Raw genomic sequence first — 19,407 nt, 5'->3', positions numbered from 1 at the left:
ATACAACAGTGTCACAAGTTAAGGACTAATATTAATGATATCAGGCATTTCAAAAAGAAAAATATTACTTACCTTAGGGGGCGTAATAGTTATTGGTGTAACCTCATTTGAGGTTACACTCTACACATATTCTACGTTGTTTAAACAGAACTTTCAGAGCGCGTTTCACAAAGGATTTCAACAGCAGCTTAACGACACCTCACAGCGAATCATCACTTTATCGTCTGATTTAAGTGTTTGCGATAAAGATGCCATAGTTAGACTAAGAGACGAAGAGTTCTTTGATTTGAACTCTCGACTAATTGGCTGGTTAGAGGATAACCGTCAGGCGTGTACCAGCCGACCTGGTTACAGCCATGTGATAATTGAAAAACCTAATATTCTGAATCGATACATTTACGAAGAAGACATAGAGTTAGACGTAATATCACTGCTTGATGGTCGCTCACAGCTAATGTTGACGAAAAAAATCGGTGACAAACGTTGGTTCTCATTATTAGAGCCATGGACTCTGTATTTTAGTGCTCATGACTGCCAAAATTGCGCATCGGTCAGCATTGGAAAGCAACCTGGTCATCCGGTGGGTTTTTACCTAGGGGATATCCCTGTTTCGTTCAAGTTCAACATCAAGACCATCCACAACTTTCATGCTAAACATGCCTTCATTTTAAGTGTGGTTTCCATCTGTTTCTATATATTCGTCCTTAGTTATATTGTGATTTGGAGGAAAAACCAACATCAGTCGCCCCAAAACCGCCTAAAGCTAGCCATCCATAATCACGAAATCGTACCGCATTTTCAGTTAATTGTGGATTCAAGAGACAATAAAAGACAACACTGTGAAGTACTTGCACGTTGGACACACGGACAGGGGATTATGATGCCCAACGTATTTATTCCGTTGGCGGAATCAACGGGATACATCGATTTAATTACCGTCTCCTTACTTAATCAAACACGGATAATGGTAAAAGAAAATAACACGATATGTCAGGAAATTATCTTTAGTTTTAATCTCACGCCTTCTCAACTAGAGCGTCCTGAATTTGTGCAAGAGCTGCTGGATTTTTGTCATCCGTCTCCTCCATTTAAACTCGCCTTTGAAATCACAGAAAGGGAACCATTTCAAGATCCCAAAAAAGCACGATTAGTAATGCAGAAGTTATCCCAGCTCGGTGTTCTTTTCGAGCTTGACGACGCGGGGACAGGCTATGGAAGTTTCTCATACATACAAGAATTAGGTTTTGATATTTTAAAAATTGACAAAATGTTTGTTGACACAATTATGTCAAATAACATCAAGATTAACGTCTTAGACGGCATCATAGAATTTGGACACACTGCGAATATAACCATGATAGCTGAAGGCGTCGAGTATGAAGAACAAGCAGATTACTTACGGAAAAAGGGCGTGTTTCTACATCAGGGCTATTACTATTCGAAGCCATTAAATCAAAAGGCATTTTTGAACAAACTGTCCACCACAGAACTCGTTAACTAAGTTTTATCGAAACCGTGAAGGCTAACGATTGTAAGCCTTATGAGTACTTCGAATCGGCTTTGTTTCCGTACTCAACCCACCCTGCCTTTTGATGTCATTAGGCAGCTCGATAGCTCTCGGGCATACCAAACTGCGTAAATCGATTTAATATTGATGCCGCTAGCATCATTTCCTGTTGTTGGTTATTAAAGTCTCTACTGTGTAATTTGGGGCCAACAATTGTTTTGTAACGGTGCATCGCATTCTCTGAGACATTCCGTTTTCCATACTGCTTTGTCTTTTGCCAGCACATGGGACCTAAGGAAGAGTACGCCACAAAATTACTCATCCTTTTCGGTTATGGGCGTCGTCAGCATACAGATTTTATTTGGGAGGAATGGCTACGTCAGTCTCTGGGAATTCGCTCGTTAATGCGTCATAGACGTCATCGGTATCGTACATTTTATCTGCTGAAATATGGTCAACTTCCACATCAACTTCCACATCAACTTGCCCACATAACACGAATAATATGCTCATCACCGACAGCAAAGTGAGCTTTGAGTTAATCTCATGTTTTCCCTGATGCCATTCATCCTTACCAAATTCTTTAAGGCCAGTGGAGTCAATGGCTATCGCAGCTAAACCTTCATCAGGTTTGTCTTTTTTTGAATGTTGGCGTCTTAAGTTCAAGCTTACAGAGACGATTAGATAGACATGAAAAGTCAGGACAGGAGAAGTTTGTGTGGCTCATATCCTTGAGAAGACTATCGATAAAGCCTTGAATCTACCAGAGAGGTTGTTTGAATACGAGTCTCAAATAATGGCATGCCATGAGTGTGCTGTTGGATATTTTGGTGATGACCCAGTGCCATCGTAAGTGCATTGCTCAGTTTGTCAGTTCTCTATAATGTCGTCGGGTAACCAGATATCAATGCGCCCCCCGATCACGCAGACTTAGGTTGTATTCGGCATAATTGGTTTGCCGATAGGTGGGCTTTTTGAAATTATGACGTCTGGATTCGTTGTATTTGTAAGGCATGGTTATTGAGCTAGATATGAAGATATATGGCAAGGCTAAAGGAAGACACGCTCAAATCAAAATTGATGATTTAATTAGCGCGTCAACAAAGCCACTCAACTCTTGCCATCCTTACCTTGACATTCGCCTCACCATGAGCTCAATTGTAATCGCTAGATGACGTGGTTGATCAGATCGCAATTTCATTATTTATTTCCGTCGAATTACGCAACAAAACCACAAGCACCTCTATAGGGTGTTCAAGCCTTCCGTGATGATAAAAGGTTATAATTGATATTCCTGGTAAGCCAGGGTTGATGATGTAGTCTATTATAAATATGATTTAGCGGTTTTTTTTACAGGTTAAATTGGCGTTGTTGCTTAAATCAGTTGAACCTTTTCCAAGTCCTGTGATCCTTTATGGTAGTTAGAACGGTGGTGGCATAGGTAAAGCGGAAAAGAAGATAACTAACTGGGCGGAATACAATAAGGCTCTGTGCAAGCGTGGTAGAGGTTTCCAATATTCTGATACCGCGATTGAAACTGCTTTGATGATTAAGGGGATCTTCTCTCTGCCATTACGTGCTCTTCAAGGCTTTATTGATTCTATCTTTGAGCTATTGGATGTTCCACTGACGTCCCCAGACTACAACTGTATCAGCAAACGCTCGAAGACAGTTCAGGTCAAATATCGCAATAAATCCAAAGGAGATATTCGCCATATAGCCATTGACTCGACTGGTCTCAAAGTTTTTGGCGAGGGTAAATGGAAAGTGAAAAAGCACGGTGCCGAAAAACGCAGAACTTGGCGCAAACTGCACTTAGCTGTTGATGTAGAAACTCATGAGGTTATTCGTGCATAAGTCAGTTTTGTAAGTTTTGGCGATAACGAAGTGCTGCCAACATTACTCAACCCTTTACGTAGAAAGATCCATACAGTATCTGCTGATGGAGCATATGACACAAAAAGTTGCCATGAGACTCTGAAAAATAAGGGCTGTACTCCGTTGATACCACCTCGAAAGAATGCGGCTCTTTGGGAAGGTGGGCATCCCAGAAACGAAGCTGTAGAGGCTCTTGAAAACGGAACAATAACGGAGTGGAAATCTGAGTCTGGTTACCACTATCGCTCAATATCTGAGACTGCAATGTCTCGATATAAAGGACTAACTAGCGGTAAATTGAGCTTGAGATGTTACAACGTTCAAGTGGGAGAAATCATGGCGAATGTCAAAGCTATAAACAAAGTCATAGGACTAGGTATGCCTGTTAGAAGCTAACTATTAGTCAAATATGGCGTCGTTGAACATCAAGCTGATTTGAGCAACAATGCCGGTTAAATTTATCAAAAGAGAAAATTATGAGAAATATACTAGTAAACAATCTGGTAGCTCTGATTGTTAGCACACCATTTATCGCCAATGCATCTGACAATTATAATTACTTTGTTGGACTTGACGTTGGAACTCGAATTAGTGGGAAATTAGAACAGCAAAGACAATATTTAACAGGAAGTTATGAGGGGGTTGAGACTTCCAGCTACGATTTAAGAGCTCAACCTATCGTCGGTCTTAATTCTGGTGTAATTATAAATAATAACCACCGTATAAAAATGAGTTTTGTTTACGATGATATCAAACCGGACAATGCTCCTGAAGGAGTCGATCTCGGTGTTATCTCTATAAATTACGATTATATTTTACCACTCTTTGAAAAGTTGAGCTGGACTACTGGGGTGCATATGGGTTATGAATTTGCCTTTGATAACGACTTAAATGATATACACGGCATGATCGGAGGTGTACAAACAGGTATAGACTATAAATTTACAAAAAACTGGAGTCTAGGAGGTGAAATTTCTTTAACTACCCATGAACAACAAGATCTTTCAAGTAATTATGTTTATAGAACTGTAAGAATAGAAGATGATGTTGCATTAATAACAAATATCCAATATCACTTCTGATCTCAGTTAAAGGGTAGACAGGGAATTAGTAAATTACCCTACGTTAAGGATTTGGCCAACGGTACTCACCAGTTAATGCAATGTGCTCCTAGCTCAAAGGCGATATATGTTTAGCATTTGCCTTTAATGGCGGTTGATGCAGCTATACAAGTGTCGATATATGGGTTTTATCATGGTGGCTTAATAAGGGCGTTGTTGACTAAATCAGTGGAACCTTTCCTCAGTCCTGTGATCTGACTCCCATGTAATAGATGTATGGTGTTGTTATGGGCAAATCAAAGAAGAAGATAGCGAACTGGACTGAGTATAATGAAACCTTGTGCAAACGAGGCTCAGTAACGTTTTGGATTCACGACTCAGCAATTGAAGCGTGGCAATGCAAAAGTCATCATGGCAGGCGTGGTAGAGGCTTTCAATTTTCTGATACTGCCATTGAGACAGCTTCGGTGATTAAAGGGATATTCTCTCTCCCGTTACGTGCGCTTCAAGGTTATATCGACTCCATATTTACCCAGGGCAAGATCATGAACGTTTTTTGCGCAATGCGAGGTTAAATTTGACCTGACCTGACGTGCGGGCTGTGATCTTATGCTCCTCTTTTAAGGAGATGCCATGAATATTAATACCATCAAAGAGCACTTCAGCCTCATCCGTGACGAACGGCAAAGCGCAAAAGTTGACTACCCTCTGTTTGATATTTTGTTTGGTTCAATCTGCGCTGTGATAGCCGGTGGCCAAGGCTGGACCGACATTCGTGAATATGTTCTTGGTCACCATGAGTGGTTTCTTAAACAGTGTACTGGTCAAGTCCAACAGGACACTTTTTTTAGAGAGTTTTCGAACTCTATTGGCGATAGCTCTTGGTTTGCAGAATGCAGTCTATCTAGATTGTAATATCTCACGTAGTCCGTCACATCTTGTTTCATATGCTCCCTGGTCGGCTGAGGCACTTTAAGCAGCCAATCATGCTTTAGACTTCCAAAGAAGCGCTCTACAACAGCATTATCCCAACAAGCTCCAACGTCCCCCATACTCGAACGCATTCCGTAGCTCTGTAATAGCTTCTGGTAACGCTTACTTGTGTATTGAGAGCCTCGGTCACTGTGGAACACTAAGCCTCCCGAAGGTTGCCTCAAGTTATAAGCTTTCATTAGAGCTTTGTTGACTAAGTCTGTGGTCATTCGTTTACTTAGATGCCATCCCACGATACGACGTGAATACAAATCCATTACGATGGCTAGATACATCCAGCCTTCATATGTCTTCAGATACGTCACATCGCCGGCCCACACTTGATTTGGAGCGACAGGGTTGAAGTTTTGGTTGAGTAAGTTGTCGGCAACCGTATCGCTGTGTTTGCGTTTTGTTGTCACTTTGTAAGCTTGTCTTTGCACGGCTTTTAACCCCAATGACTTCATGATTGAACGAACTTTGTATCTCCCCACTACGAACCCTTCCTTGCGCAGTTTCTTTACCATCTCATGATTGCCTAAACTACCTCTACTTTCTTTGAATAACGTCTTGATTCGACGGTATAAATTCAAAGTAGTCGCTGAAATAACTTTTGCTGGTCTCTTCAGCCAAGCGTAATAAGCAGAGCGACTCACTAGCATGATTTTGCATATCACTGAAACCGGATAATGCTTAGCTTCGGTTTTGATGAATTCGAACTTTACTTCATTTCCTTCGCAAAGAAGGCTGACGCCTTTTTTAAGATTTCTTTCTCCATACGGAGCTGCTTTACTTCTTTACGCAGTTGTTTCAACTCTTCATATTCCTCGTCTGATAGCTCCTCAGACTCAAGCTGAGCTTCTAATTTAGCCTTCCATTTGTGAAGGAGTGTGGCAGACACACCCACTGCCTCAGCAGCTTCTGTGGCTGTGTATCCTTGCTCTCGAACCAAAGCGACAGCTTCTTCTTTAAACTCTTTAGGATAACGTTTATAAGTACGTTTTTCGGTCATATAACACCTCATTGATTGTCTCTCAATAAAGTGTCCTGTTTCATTAGACCAGTACAGTATAGGAAAGGTGATGTCGAGAGAGCTGGTGTACTTATTTTCAGCTAAGATATTCTCAACAGCCAAGCAAGCGGCTGCATTTTTAGGTCTTGCACCAAGGCTAAATGAGTCTGGCTCATTTAAAGGTAGAACCACATTGAGCGAAATTGGCCCATCTTGAATTCGGTCAAAAATATTTTTGGCCGCGGTTAGCGCTGGTAAATACAATCCTTATATCAAAGCACAAAAAAAGCAACTCTTAGCCGCTGGTAAAACAAAAATGCAAGCGTTAGGCGCTGCTAGGAGAAGGTTAATTCAAATATGTTTTGGCATTATAGAAAATCAGACAAGATATCAGTCTGAATTAACTTTAACTTAAGTTTGTGGTTGCTTCAGAGAGATGGTCTCTACAATCCAATTAAATTCCCAAAACTGTCGCGAGTGTGGACTTTTCTTTACACCAAAACTTATATTCATTTTGTGTCGTATTGGTTCTTTGCATATATGTTTGTGAAGGGAACACCACAAACCGATAAAGGAAATCCAATGAAAGTAATCTTATCTAACCTTGGGCTTGCGATAGTATGGTTCTTTTCTTCGCTCGTTAATGCACAACTAAACCTTTCCGTTCAACCTTATCCTCCCGTTCAGCCAGATCTTCCGGTTATTGCCGATGAAGTGAAATATCAGTTGTCGAACCAAGAGTTGGTTGAGACATCGGGTGGTATACACACAAAACAACTTGAACACGCTGGTGTGTCGTTCATTAAGCTTCACTTCAAGTCTGTTACTGTACCGAAAGGGAGCGTGTTACGTCTTAAGTCAAACACCAGTAGTGAGGTTGTGGAGTATCGTGACAGCCAAATAGATTGGTTCGCTCAATCGATTTCCAGTGATTCTGTCGTTATTGAATCAACCTCTAATTCAAACGGGCAGCATGTTCAGTTTGAAATTGATTACTACATGGCAGGTAAAAGTGCAGACGGAAAGGCCTTAGCGACGCTATCGACCTGTGGTGTGAATGAACGCAAAGATGTTGCTTGCTGGGAAGACTCTCACGCAGACAAAGTAGATTGGACAACACCCGTTGCAAGGCTGCTCATTAATGGTCGCAGCTTGTGTACCGCGTGGCGTGTGGGGCCAGACAACCATATGTTCACTAATAACCATTGTGTCGCATCAGAGTCTGAGTTGAGAAATACCGAGGTATGGTTTAACTATCAGCGTCGCACGTGTGATGGTTCTATGGCGACAACGGTTAAAGTGATGGGGAATAAAATACTCAGCACGGATTATGATTTAGATTACACGCTATTTACCGTCGATGATTTTTCAAAGATAGCGTCGTTTGGTTATCTAGGGTTAGACGCTCAAGAGCCGATGTTCGGTGATGGGGTTTATATTCCTCAACACGGAGCGGGTAATCCGAAAGAGCTTGCCATTGAGAGCGATCAAAATGGCTCAGGATTGTGTCAGATCGATGTGGCTTCAGTGAATGGACGAGGGTCAAATACGGATACTGGTTATTTCTGTGACACGATTGGAGGTTCGTCTGGGTCACCTGTTCTGCGAACCGATAACAACAAAGCCATTGCTTTGCATCATTTCGGAGGCTGCGAAAACCAAGGCGTGAAAATCAGCAAGATTTGGCCATTAGTGGCTTCGCATTTCAATGATGCGCTACCTAACGGCTCTGTCGGTGAGCCGAAGAATGAAATCTCAGAAGTGACTTTAGACAGTTTAGTCTCCGATATCGCACTGACTTCAGGCGGCCAAAAACTGTTTGTACTTAAGGCGGCGAATCGTACTGCTGGTGTTACCGTTACGATTAAGTCTGGTGTTGGGGATGCCGACCTATACATTCGTTCTGGACAACAGCCAACCAAAAGTGACTACGACTGCCGCCCGTATCGTTCCGGTAACTTCGAGTCTTGCGATGCACTTAAGGCTGATGAAGACCTCTACATTATGGTTAACGCGTTCCGCAGTTTCTCTGGTGTGTCTCTTTCTGTGTCGCAATCTCAATAACCATATTTCACTCGAGAGCTCTATTCATATAACGTTCACTATCGAACGAATAAGTTAGGCTAAACTAATAATAAAAAGACGGGGCATATAGGCTAATGCCGATCAGTTAAAGCCAAAGTGATCGGTTGAAGGATCCTTCAGAGCTGTCAAAATCCAAGTGTATTTAATGCACTTGGATTTTTTTATGGATGTTTCTCAAGCTCTAAACATAATTAATGATTGGAAACCTAGCAGCGTTGAGACTTTGTCTGACTTGCTTCCAATTGAACTCATCGACGAAGCCTATTCTCTTACTGATACTGTCACGATGAGAAAGAGGAAATTAACTTTAGAATCCATGGTGTGGCTGCTTGTTGGAATGGCTATCTATAACAGTAAATCCATGAAAGATTTAGTGAACCAACTTGATATTGTCGACCGTACAGGTAAAGCTTTTGTCGCACCGAGTGCGTTAACTCAACGTCGAAAGACGTTGGGTGAAGACGCAATTAAAGCGGTCTTTGAGCGAATGACTACGTCATGGTTAAAAAGTGCAAAGTTACCCCAGTGGAATGGATTAACGCTTCTTGGCGTCGATGGCGTTGTTTGGCGAACGCCCGATAACCCGCAAAATGAAAAGGCATTTTCTCGACAAAAAGGGACGCAATATCCGCAAGTGAGAATGGTCTGCCAAATGGAACTAAGCAGTCACATTATTACGGCCAGTGCATTTGATAATTACAATACAAACGAAATGATATTAGCTGAAAAACTGATAGAAACAACACCAAACCATAGCGTGACAATGTTCGATAAGGGGTTCTATTCTTTAGGCTTATTACATAAATGGCAAGACTCTGGCTCGGAGCGTCATTGGCTTATCCCCCTCAAGAAAAATACACAATATGACATTGTTCAATCTTTAGGGCGAAATGACAAACTGGTTCAATTACACAGTAACCCAAGGGCTAGAAAGCTATGGCCTGATTTACCAAAGTCGATAACCGCTCGACTTGTCACTCGTAAAATTAAAGGAAAAGACTACCAAGTATTAACCTCCATGACGGACTCCCTGCGTTACCCATCAAAAGATATTGCAGGCCTTTATGAACATCGTTGGGAAATTGAGCTAGGCTACCGAGAGCAAAAACAATACATGCTTGGAAATCGTCTCACGCTGCGAAGTCGTTTACCAGAACTGGTAAAGCAGGAGTTATGGGGCATCTTGCTTACTTACAATTTAATCCGATACCAGCTACATTGTGAAAACAAAGACTGCACCCACTCCAAAAATATCTGGTTTACTTGCTCTAGTCGAGCCTGCTCTCGTTGTGGCAAAAAGTCGACCGATAACTGGATAATCCAACAGATAGAGCGAATGCCGTATTGTCCTTGGATGCACATGACATTCACTTTCCCTGACGTTTTATGGCCCCTGTTTCGCACCAATCGATGGTTACTCGATAAACTTTGCCAACTCGCCGTCGACAATCTCCTTTATGCGGCAAAGCAGGTAGGGTTAGAAATTGGAATTTTCTGCGCACTGCATACCTTTGGGAGACGCTTAACTTGGCACCCTCATGTTCATGTATCAGTGACCCTTGGTGGGGTAAATTCACATGGCGATTGGAAGGCGCTCTCCTATTGCCATGAAAAAGTCGAACAACGTTGGCGGCATGGGCTCTGCGATTTACTGTTATCTGAGTATGATTCTCTCAATATTGACGACTCAGATACTCACTGCCGTGACTTTGATGAATTTCGACGTTTCATTAACGCTCAACGTCAACGCTTTTGGCATGTACACTTTGCGCGGAAAACCCAACACCCAAAAGCGACCATCAACTATCTTGGTCGCTACCTAAAACGCCCACCGATTTCTGGGGCAAAACTGGCTCATTATCGCGGGGAAGCCAACCTTTCTTTCCGTTATCTCGACCATCACACGGGGAAATATGAAACTGAGGAGGTCAGCCAGCTTGAGTTAATTAAACGTCTCATTCAGCACATTCCAGAGAGAAACTTTCGCATGATGCGCTACTTTGGTTTTCTGGCCAATCGTGTGATTGGAGATAAGTTGCCTAAAGTGCGTGACGCTCTGGGTATGGATAGACATCCCCATCCTACGCCACCACTCCGATATGGTCAGATGATGAAATCCTTTTTAAAAGTGGATCCGTTTGAATGCATTCTGTGTGGCCACCGAATGCGACTTACGGCTTTCCATGCAGGAACTGGTCGGAAAAACATCGTCAATGAAGCTTTGAGTTGGCGTGGTGAAGGTGTCGCATAGGAAAGATCTATCCAAAATTAGGGTTATCTACAATTTCACTGATATATGGCACGCCTATCATCTGCTTAAGTGATTGGTAAATTAATATTCCCGAAAAATTAGCCCCCCCAACCTTCAGAAAACTCCGTATTAGAGACTTTGAAATCGCTAAACATCAAGCTACCGAGCTTCTACCTCTACCATCACAGGCTAGTCTATGCCACTGAAGCCGTTTTAGTTGTTGGCTCTTCCTCTTTCGAGTTGGCTTCAGCAGTCGTTGCTACGTCAACTACATTCAACATATCTTTCTCTTTCTGCTCGATTTTATTTCTTTCTTTAGCATTTAGGTGTCGTAACAGTGGGCTGACCAAAGGCACGTTATCTAAACGATTAATCGCGTCGGCTAATTTTGAACTTTTGTCAATCGCATCAATAATCGGATGATCTGAGTTGTTATAATCAGATATTAACTTGCCTGGGTTTTCGCTGTTAACTTGAAGCAAGTTGAAAAGCAATTTAGTTCTTAACTCACCACTAGTGTCATCTTCGCCAATTGTGTCAATTTGATTTGACAAGCCTTCAAATGTTCGGCTCGAAACTTCTTTATGTGTGTACTCTTCAATTAGTCGTTTACTAAGCTTATAGCTCTTGTTTGATGAGTAAGCGACCCATAGGATAGGAGCGTAAACAGGTAACATCATAGAGTAAATCATCGGAGCATCTTGAATAACGGAAGCAAACTGCTCACTCAAAAATATTACTCGAACCATACTGAATGCAACTGGCAACAAAGAACATACTATCAACCAGCGAATAGCTTTATTGAACGAAACCTCATGTTTATCTAATTGTTCTTTTTCAACTTTAATTTTGTCGATATATGCACCAGAAAGACCAGCCGTAAGCGCATCGGGAAGAAGTGACTTTATCTGTGCAATAATTGAACTATATTGCTTTTCACCTTTTGATATGAACGACTCTAACCCTTCTTGGTATTGGCCTTCAATAGAGTCTAATTTTTCATTGTATCTTTGCTCTACGCTCGAAACTTCTTCGTTTAACGATGCAACATCATTTTTGATTTTAGAATAAGCATCTTTAAGTTCTTCTTTTAAGCCACCTTGTTCTACTTCTTCACCGTTGTCATCTTCATATGTAAAGCCAAAGACTTCACCATGAAGGGTGTCAAATTCACTTTTCTGTTTAGTTGCATTACTCAGCAAAGATTTCAACTTACCTGCAACCAATTCGGTATTGGTTACTTGTTCTGATAACGACTCGACTTTCACCGCCAAGCGATCTTTCTCAGTAACTAAACGACTAAGCTCCTGTAGAGCTTCGTCAATTTCTGCTTTAGATTCTAAGTATTGTTCATGGTATTGAGCTATTGATTCTGATTTCTCAGAAGCACTAGACCCATACTCTTTGATAGTTGCCAGATTCGAGTCTGATTCATCTTTCAATGAAATGACAAGTTCATGAGTATCTTCAACACTTTTGTAAATGGCATCAATCTCACCCAAGCGTTCTTCAGCTTTGTTTTTTACTTCGGTGGCTTTGTTTCTAGCTCCCAAAGCTTTGGAATAATGCTTTGGTGCGCTCTGCTCTAGCAATTCAAGCTGTTGATTAGTCGTTTCTAATTTTGCTTTAAGAGCATTCATCTCTGTCCAGAGATACTCTTTCTCTTTGTTTAGCTTTTCTGTTAGTCGGTCTTCTGTAGTCAAAAACAAAGCTATTACCCACCCTATGCCACCACGTTAGTATTGATGTATTTTCCACCAAATCACTTTTAAAATCAAAAGCATGAACAAATGAGCACCAAAAACTAAGACCACGTTCTCTTTAGGCAAGGTGATAGACTCGTTTTTCTGTCTCAAATTTTTGCATAACGCCAATACACCCATAAATATCTCCAAAACGGAGATGAAAATGAAACTTAGACCACGCCAATCACATACCCTAGATGTTTATCTGGCAGAAGCGAATACGCTAGCCGTTAAAAAGCTATTGAAAATGCACTCAAAAACCACTGCCAAGGTAATCAATCGTAAACTCAGTTCATTACTGACACATATACTCGTTAGTCTGTTTGAACCGAGAGAAGCCACCCTACAACTACTACAGCTAATGGGGTCGCGTCTTGCCTTTTACTTCCATTAGTTAAATTATTGCAAATACTGAAATTGAAGAATGAGGCGGATGTCGAGTTAACTGATCTTGGGGCAATTTCGCGTTACGAATCGAAACAACACCAAATCGAAACAACACCAATCGAAACAACACCAAACCCATTTGCATGAGAATATGGCCAAACCCTATCTCATTAGCCAATTTTTATGAACCACTACAGTTCTATGTTGTTGCCTTTAAGTTCTGAATCGATTAACTGTAAAAATTGATGACACTCAAGTACTAGTAATCTGCCGATAAGTTAGACTAATGCCTCTTTACGAGGCAATCACACTTTAGGCGGTAGCGTATAATGACGCAGTGGACACTTACCACAAACTCTTTCGGTCGAATTTTCAAGAATCAGCTTGTCGTTGAGATCAGTGATGCAGGTATACGAGCTGATTCAGATGGAGAGGTGAGTTTCTTCAAATGGAGAGGTGAGTTTCTTCAAATGGGAGGATTTGGATAACGCCCCAAGTTTGAAAACTACAATCGCTGGCGGTTGCTTAAGCTTTAGTGTTGGCGGTAAGCAACACAGCTTCTCTATGTTAAGCTACCTACTCCCTTTTAAATACCCACACAATTTCTTTCCTCACTGGGCTAATCAGAATGCACAGCATTTAGTTGGATTCTTAGATTCGGTGGAGAATCAATGCCAATCCAGATTTCTTCGCGACTCATCCATACAGAACATACAGATCTTTGCCAAAACAGAACACAAGCGGTGGAGAGGTTGGAACAAAGCTTCGGGTCTATCCGACTTCGCAAAAAATACAGCAGCCCAGTTAAGTCGCATTGCTAATTGGAAAACGGCTGATGTTGAGCGTATTAGACGTGAGTATGTGGAGCGTGAGCTTAACGCCTTTGATTCATTTTTTAACAGCGTGGAATCTAACCCGCTTACCGCCAAGCAAAGAGTTGCTTGCATCACCGACAATGACAACAACCTTCTTTTAGCTGGAGCAGGTACAGGTAAAACTAGTGTTATGGTTGGTAAAACGGGCTATCTAGTGAAAAGCGGGCAAGCACGACCAAACGACATTTTGATGTTGGCGTATGGTCGAATAGCCGCAGAAGAGATGGATGAGCGCATCAAGGAAAAACTAGGATTTGAAGATGTAAAAGCGAGTACCTTTCATAGCCTAGGCGTGAAAATAATTTCACAAGTTGAAGGCAAAGCACCAAGCTTATCGCCCTTGGAAGGTGACGTACGCGCAAAAGTGAAGTGGATGAATGAGGCTATTGCCTCGCTGATGCAAAATGTTGGCTACAAGAAAGCGTTACTCAATTATTTCAGTGCGTATTATTTCGTAGATAAAGATCCATTTGAGTTCAAAACCCAAGGCGAACACTTAAAGTATCTCAATGATAACGATATCCGCACGTTGAAAGGTGAGAAGGTTAAAAGCTTTGGTGAAATGGTGATTTCCAACTGGCTTTATAGAAAAGGGATCAACTATCAATACGAAGCTAAGTATCGAATCGATGTCGCCACGGAACAATACCGACAGTACGAGCCCGACTTCTATTTGCCAGATTATGATATTTATATTGAGTATTACGGTACCGATGAAAACGGAAACCCGCCACCATATATCGATAAAGAGAGATACCAACAAGGCATCAAGTGGAAGAGAGAAACGCATACCAAGTATGGAACAGGGTATGTTGAACTGTATTACCATCAACACCGAAATCGCTCGATGTTAGAAATTTTGGAGCGTGAGCTAATTGCTCGCCAGGTGAATACAAATCCTCTACCCGATAATGAGTTGCTCGAAAGTTTAGAGAAAACAGGCCAAGTCACAGAACTGGCGCGCCTTTTAGGTTCGTTAGTTGATCTGTATAAAGCTGCTTGTCTTGATGAAATGGGTATTCAAAAAATAATAAAAAACTCTCTAGACCCCAAGCAAACCGCTAAAGCTTTGGAATTGTTGATGCCATTGTACCAGCGCTACCAAGACTACCTTTCAGAAGAGAACTTGATTGATTTTAACGACATGATTTCAAAAGCCTTGTCGTATGTCGAAACAGGTCAATTCGAGTCGCCTTGGAGTTACATACTCGTTGACGAGTTCCAAGATATCTCAGAGCCTAGGGCAAGGCTTGTAAAGGCGCTTCGAGATAATAAAGAAAACTCTTCGTTGTTCTGTGTTGGTGATGACTGGCAGGCAATCTATCGCTTTAGTGGCGCTGATGTTCGCTTAACGACAGACTTTGAAAAGTACTTCGGTGCAGCGTCTAAAACGACGCTTGATATGACCTTCAGATTTAATAGCGCTATCGGAGATGTGGCAACGCGTTTTGTTACTCAAAACCCCGTTCAGCTTAAAAAAGAGATTAAGTCTTTAGTTCAGGTTAGCAAACCAGCGGTAAGCGTCATTCGACAGGGAGCCGAGGAGCAAGGGATAACTGCATTGGATAAGGCGTTTACGTCTATTGCAAATCATGTACACGAGTCCAACTCGCCACATAAGAACAAAGTCTATTTACTGGCAAGGTTTTGGTACCAAATGCCAGATGCTAATTACCTACAGTGGCTGAGACAGCGTTACCACATGTTAGACATTGAGAACCAGTCGTTCCACGCATCTAAAGGTAAAGAAGCAGACTATGTTGTGGTTATGGGGCTGACAACAGGTAAACATGGTTTCCCGTCCGAGAAACAAACCCCTACGCTTATTAATGCGTTATTGCCCCAAGGAGATACATTTGAACACGCAGAAGAGCGCCGATTATTCTATGTAGCGCTAACCCGCGCGAAACACAGGGCATACTTAATCGCGGACATGACCGATGCAAGCGACTTTGTTACAGAGCTGATTAAAGGAAACTATCCAGTAGAGACTAATGAGTTTGATATTTCCTTAGCGCAACTAAATGCCGACAAAATGGTTTGTCACTCTTGTAAAGTTGGCGTTCTCAAACCTCGAGTTGGTCAATACGGCAAGTTTATGTCTTGTACACTTTACCCACGCTGTAAGCACAAGGAAACACCTTGTGATAAGTGCGGGAGTGCCATGAGTCGTGAAACCAAAGGCGATTATCAAGTTTGCATTAACTCTAGTTGTGAACATGAGCGCCCAATGTGTTCGAATTGTGGTAGTGAGATGAAATTGAGGCGTGGTAAGTATGGTGAGTTTTGGGGGTGTTCTACTTATCGCAGGAACGTTGAAAATAATTGTTCGTACAAGATTAACGTCGATTAGATAGCGAAATCCAGAAACAACAAAGGGCTATCAGCCACTAGCTTTCTAGCCGTTTTAATATGACGCTCTCAACAGGATTCGAACCTGTGGCCTGCCTCTTATGAGGGGCAGGTCAACCGCTCGATGGTCAGCGTTTTGGGCCAAACGATGTGTTCGAAAAAGCGTAAGAGAACATAAGTAAAAGGTTGTTGAATTTGACCATCTATCTAATTGTTGAAACAGACAATGGGGCAGAAGCAAGCTTGCCACATACAGTTCTTAGCTTTAAACTAACGTTGAGAGCCTCGGGTATCCCTGCTTTTTCTTGGATGTACTATTTACTGTCTGGCCAGAAGTAATTGTATCGAATTGAACTTGGCTTAATTGCAAAGCAGACCACCGAGGACATATGATAAGTCTAGGTGCTTTCCCTTCCATATACTTTGGTGATAAAACACCCGACGCTGCACACAGAATGTGTTCCCTCTTAGTTTTGAATGACAAACATTCTGTAGCTGTTTACAAAGCCATAGGCATTGCCTGTGGCTTTGTCGTATCTGGGACTAAAAAAACTGGTGCAACAGGCTTACACACAAATTAATCTATTGATAGTTTCTTATGCTCTAAACACGTTTAGGGGCAGCTTCGTGTTACCCGACTCCACGAGAAACAATTTAGGTAAAACCTTACCAGTGATTATTCACGGTTTAATTCCAGCTACAATCTGTTTGAACATCAATGCAGAAGATAGATGCGCTGCTGGGCTTTCTGAGAACGCCTCACCATACTCCTTTAAATCACTTCGGAACTCTTTTTCGTCTTTCTCTAGTCTTCTGATGATCCTATCTACCGAGTTTAAGATACTCTCGATAAACATTGATGTACATTTCTCAGCATTCACACAGCAAATATCCGCATCAATATCGTGATAATCCAAAACTGTAGCTGACAGGTCAATGGAAAACTCTCCATCACTGTATTCGCACATTACTCGCGATACTTCTGCGCTAGGAAAGCAGCGCTCAGTAGCTCTTGTTACAACTGAGGATACTCGTTGAATGCGCTTTAAATCATTTATTATACTAGCCATTAACCACTTTCCTTTAAAAACTTGGACTCTTCATACTGCGCAGCAACAACATCCCGAACCAAGTTAAAGTCACCTTCAACAAACTCATTTAAAGCCTCTTCAACTTCTTCAAAAGTCAGGTTAAAGAACTCTCTTCGGTGATTGACTTTGTTGACTCTTCGAGAGGCAAACTTAGAATGAAGTTTGTTTTCCAAGGCTGGGGCATCATCAGATGGTATAAGAGCATGGACATCAAAAAAGAACGGAACAGATGCATCTCCCAATTCCTTCACACGATCCATAGGCTCTAAACGTCGTGTCATTCCAATCTTGTACACATTTTCACCAAACGATCCCTTATTTGAGATAACATAAACATATCCTGACCTTGTGAGCTGAGCCATACTTAGCGCCCGCTCTTTCTCAGCAGTCGCACGTTCCAACTTAAGCTTCAGCTCTTCGATATGAGAGTTGAGCTTTTCTACTTCTTCTTGGTTCGCTGTTTGAACTCTGGCTAGAGCATCACTCAAATCTTTTTGAAAAGCTTTTTCCTCCTTTTCACGAGCAGTGACAAAGCTTTCTATCTCTTTTTTAACTTTGGCTTCTTCACGCAGAGACTCTTTCATGAATCGTTGTTCTTCTAGCTCCATCTCCTTTTTATACTTATATTCAAAGACATGGCGCTGCTCTTCCAGACGCAAAAATAGTAGAGTTCTATTCAGCTCTACGTAGCTATCATCACCACTCTTATTGACCTTTTGAAACCACTTGTCTATTTTTTTTGCATTAGCGGTGAAGTTACGTGCATTAGTATTAGCTATAATGTTGTCTACTTCTGCATTAAAGGCAGTTATCAGAAATTTACCATGTCTCTTTTGCCTTGCCTTTCCTTTAGCAAGATTGTCATTCCAAAGAATATCTTGAAGAATATCAAATGCGTTACCCTGTTTTATCAGTTCCTTCTGTTTATTTTTTACTTGTTGCAAAGATTGATCTGCTCCAGTCAGACTGGACACTTAGCTAAGCGACATTTTGCTTTTCAAAGTTAATTGGGCTTAGGTACTCAAGAGCACTGTGCCTTCTCGTTCGATTATAATCAACCTCTATGTACTCGAAGATCGTTTGGCGTATCTGCTCTCTCGTCATGATGGGCTCATATTGGATTGCTTCAACTTTCAGTGAATGGAAGAAGCTCTCAACACATGCGTTATCCCAACAGTTCCCTTTTCTACTCATACTTTGTTTTAAGTTATAAGTGCTTATGAGGTCTCGATAGTCTTTCGAGCAGTACTGACTACCTCGATCGCTATGAGTTATAACCTGCTCAGGGAACCCTCGACGGAATAAAGCCATCGATAGGGCATCACAGACCAGTGAAGCCGTCATTCTCGTATCCATAGACCAACCAATTACTTGCCTTGAATAAAGGTCAATAATGACAGCTAAGTACAGCCAGCCTTCGCTTGTGGCTACATAAGTGATGTCTCCTGCCCATTTTTGATTAGGAGCCGTTGCGTTAAAATCTTGAGCGAGCAAGTTCGGAGCAACGGGCATTTTATGCTTACTGTCCGTTGTACACTTAAACTTGCGTGCTGCTTTCGCTACTAAATCCTGACGTCTCATACTGGCGGCAATGGTCTTAACATTATGGTTATCACCGCTCTCTGCCAGTTCTTTCTGAATACGTCTTGAGCCATCTCGTTCTTTGCTAACGTCAAAGGCTTCTTTTACCTTGGTATCAAGCTTTTGGCGCTCTGTCTCACGTTGAATCGCCTTGTGGCGGTTCTCAATCCAATAATAAAACCCACTTCGAGAAACTCTGAACACCTTAGCCATACGGGAAATACTGAAACTCAGCAGGTGTTCGAGCATAAATTCATAGCAATTTACTTTAGATTTTTCGCGAAGTAGGTGGCGGCCTTTTTTACGATTTCTAGCTCTTCTGCTTGCTCTGCCAACTGCCTTTTTAGCTTAGCGATTTCAACGGCCAATTCTTGTTCTCGTTGGCTAATATTAGAATTCTTCTTTGTGGCTTTTCGCCAACCATAGATCTGAGATTCATGTAACGAGAGCTGTCTTGCAGCTGTAGCGACTCCCACTTTCTCTGCCAACTTCAGGGTTTCGGCTTTAAATTCAGGAGAATGGATAATACGTTTCTTCTTGCTTGTCATGGTTCACCTCATTAGTGATTGTACTCACTTAACTCAGTGTCCAAAACTGCTGGTGCGGATCA

15 protein-coding genes and 4 pseudogenes are annotated in these 19,407 nt (G+C 41.8%); 13 read left to right on the top strand and 6 right to left on the bottom strand.

Going from position 1 to position 19,407, the window contains the following annotated elements; genetic code table 11:
- Positions 1 to 34 precede the first annotated feature (34 nt).
- Complete coding sequence (locus OH460_RS26660) at positions 35 to 1,501, top strand: EAL domain-containing protein (protein WP_145572203.1); 1,467 nt, start codon at positions 35 to 37, stop codon at positions 1,499 to 1,501.
- 363 nt (positions 1,502 to 1,864) lie between these two features.
- On the opposite strand, the gene OH460_RS26655 is transcribed toward OH460_RS26660, so the two are convergent.
- The gene (locus tag OH460_RS26655; protein ID WP_237297913.1) at positions 1,865 to 2,173 is read right to left on the bottom strand and encodes a hypothetical protein; all 309 of its coding nucleotides are present in this window, start codon (positions 2,171 to 2,173) and stop codon (positions 1,865 to 1,867) included.
- Positions 2,174 to 2,225: 52 nt separating this feature from the next.
- On the opposite strand from OH460_RS26655, the gene OH460_RS26650 reads away from it, so the two are divergent.
- The 5 genes and pseudogenes from OH460_RS26650 to OH460_RS26630 form a co-directional block, all read left to right on the top strand.
- Positions 2,226 to 2,360 (top strand): hypothetical protein, encoded by a 135-nt coding sequence (locus OH460_RS26650; protein ID WP_261378913.1) that lies wholly within the window; start codon positions 2,226 to 2,228, stop codon positions 2,358 to 2,360.
- A gap of 584 nt (positions 2,361 to 2,944) precedes the next feature.
- Positions 2,945 to 3,781 (top strand): annotated as a pseudogene (locus tag OH460_RS26645) (IS5 family transposase).
- Positions 3,782 to 3,861: 80 nt separating this feature from the next.
- Positions 3,862 to 4,467, top strand: a complete 606-nt coding sequence (locus OH460_RS26640; RefSeq protein WP_145572204.1) for a hypothetical protein — start codon at positions 3,862 to 3,864, stop codon at positions 4,465 to 4,467.
- 266 nt (positions 4,468 to 4,733) lie between these two features.
- A pseudogene (locus OH460_RS26635) lies at positions 4,734 to 4,976 on the top strand (transposase); the annotation flags it as partial.
- Between the two features lie 103 nt (positions 4,977 to 5,079).
- Positions 5,080 to 5,260 (top strand): annotated as a pseudogene (locus OH460_RS26630) (transposase family protein); the annotation flags it as partial.
- A 10-nt stretch (positions 5,261 to 5,270) separates the two neighbouring features.
- Here the strand turns inward: OH460_RS26630 and OH460_RS26625 are convergent.
- Positions 5,271 to 6,430, bottom strand: a protein-coding gene (locus OH460_RS26625; RefSeq protein WP_145572205.1) for an IS3 family transposase whose coding sequence is annotated in 2 segments (ribosomal slippage) — positions 5,271 to 6,166 and positions 6,166 to 6,430 — 1,161 coding nt in all. Because the reading frame shifts where the segments join, the coding sequence is not laid out codon by codon here.
- 70 nt (positions 6,431 to 6,500) lie between these two features.
- Between OH460_RS26625 and OH460_RS26620 the strand changes: the two genes are divergently transcribed.
- From OH460_RS26620 to OH460_RS26605, 4 genes and pseudogenes are all read left to right on the top strand, one after another.
- A complete protein-coding gene (locus OH460_RS26620) occupies positions 6,501 to 6,647 on the top strand; it encodes a transposase (RefSeq protein ID WP_145572206.1) in 147 nt (48 codons plus the stop codon).
- Between the two features lie 365 nt (positions 6,648 to 7,012).
- On the top strand, positions 7,013 to 8,494 hold the full coding sequence (locus OH460_RS26615) for a serine protease (protein ID WP_145572207.1): 1,482 nt from the start codon (positions 7,013 to 7,015) through the stop codon (positions 8,492 to 8,494).
- Positions 8,495 to 8,678: 184 nt separating this feature from the next.
- Positions 8,679 to 9,731 (top strand): annotated as a pseudogene (locus tag OH460_RS26610) (IS4 family transposase); the annotation flags it as partial.
- Positions 9,717 to 10,766, top strand: a complete 1,050-nt coding sequence (locus OH460_RS26605; protein ID WP_270000130.1) for an IS91 family transposase — start codon at positions 9,717 to 9,719, stop codon at positions 10,764 to 10,766. The pseudogene OH460_RS26610 and the gene OH460_RS26605, both read left to right, overlap by 15 nt.
- A 194-nt stretch (positions 10,767 to 10,960) precedes the next feature.
- Here OH460_RS26605 and OH460_RS26600 read toward each other — a convergent pair whose 3' ends face one another.
- Positions 10,961 to 12,469, bottom strand: coding sequence for a hypothetical protein (locus OH460_RS26600; protein ID WP_270000128.1), 1,509 nt, complete (start codon positions 12,467 to 12,469; stop codon positions 10,961 to 10,963).
- Positions 12,470 to 12,674: 205 nt separating this feature from the next.
- On the opposite strand from OH460_RS26600, the gene OH460_RS26595 reads away from it, so the two are divergent.
- From OH460_RS26595 to OH460_RS26585, 3 genes are all read left to right on the top strand, one after another.
- Positions 12,675 to 12,905: a hypothetical protein gene (locus OH460_RS26595; RefSeq protein WP_048664420.1), complete on the top strand. Its 231-nt coding sequence runs from the start codon at positions 12,675 to 12,677 to the stop codon at positions 12,903 to 12,905.
- Positions 12,906 to 13,227: 322 nt separating this feature from the next.
- Positions 13,228 to 13,386 (top strand): hypothetical protein, encoded by a 159-nt coding sequence (locus OH460_RS26590; RefSeq protein WP_186437190.1) that lies wholly within the window; start codon positions 13,228 to 13,230, stop codon positions 13,384 to 13,386.
- A 10-nt stretch (positions 13,387 to 13,396) separates the two neighbouring features.
- The gene (locus tag OH460_RS26585) at positions 13,397 to 16,126 is read left to right on the top strand and encodes a UvrD-helicase domain-containing protein (RefSeq protein ID WP_237297702.1); all 2,730 of its coding nucleotides are present in this window, start codon (positions 13,397 to 13,399) and stop codon (positions 16,124 to 16,126) included.
- 679 nt (positions 16,127 to 16,805) lie between these two features.
- Here OH460_RS26585 and OH460_RS26580 read toward each other — a convergent pair.
- From OH460_RS26580 to OH460_RS26570, 3 genes are all read right to left on the bottom strand, one after another.
- The gene (locus tag OH460_RS26580; protein WP_061024052.1) at positions 16,806 to 17,195 is read right to left on the bottom strand and encodes a hypothetical protein; all 390 of its coding nucleotides are present in this window, start codon (positions 17,193 to 17,195) and stop codon (positions 16,806 to 16,808) included.
- Entirely contained in the window at positions 17,195 to 18,160 is a 966-nt protein-coding gene (locus OH460_RS26575) for a DUF4041 domain-containing protein (protein ID WP_270000127.1), read from the bottom strand. The genes OH460_RS26580 and OH460_RS26575 overlap by 1 nt, the downstream gene beginning before the upstream one ends.
- Before the next feature lie 34 nt (positions 18,161 to 18,194).
- Positions 18,195 to 19,345 (bottom strand): IS3 family transposase gene (locus OH460_RS26570; protein WP_270000126.1). Its coding sequence is split into 2 segments (ribosomal slippage): positions 18,195 to 19,102 and positions 19,102 to 19,345, totalling 1,152 coding nucleotides; the frame shifts between segments, so codons are not numbered across the junction.
- Positions 19,346 to 19,407 lie beyond the last annotated feature (62 nt).

The sequence above is a fragment of the Vibrio sp. Makdt genome (assembly GCF_027587015.1).
Lineage (GTDB): Bacteria > Pseudomonadota > Gammaproteobacteria > Enterobacterales > Vibrionaceae > Vibrio > Vibrio chagasii_B.
This window is presented reverse-complemented; position numbering and strand designations above follow the sequence as displayed.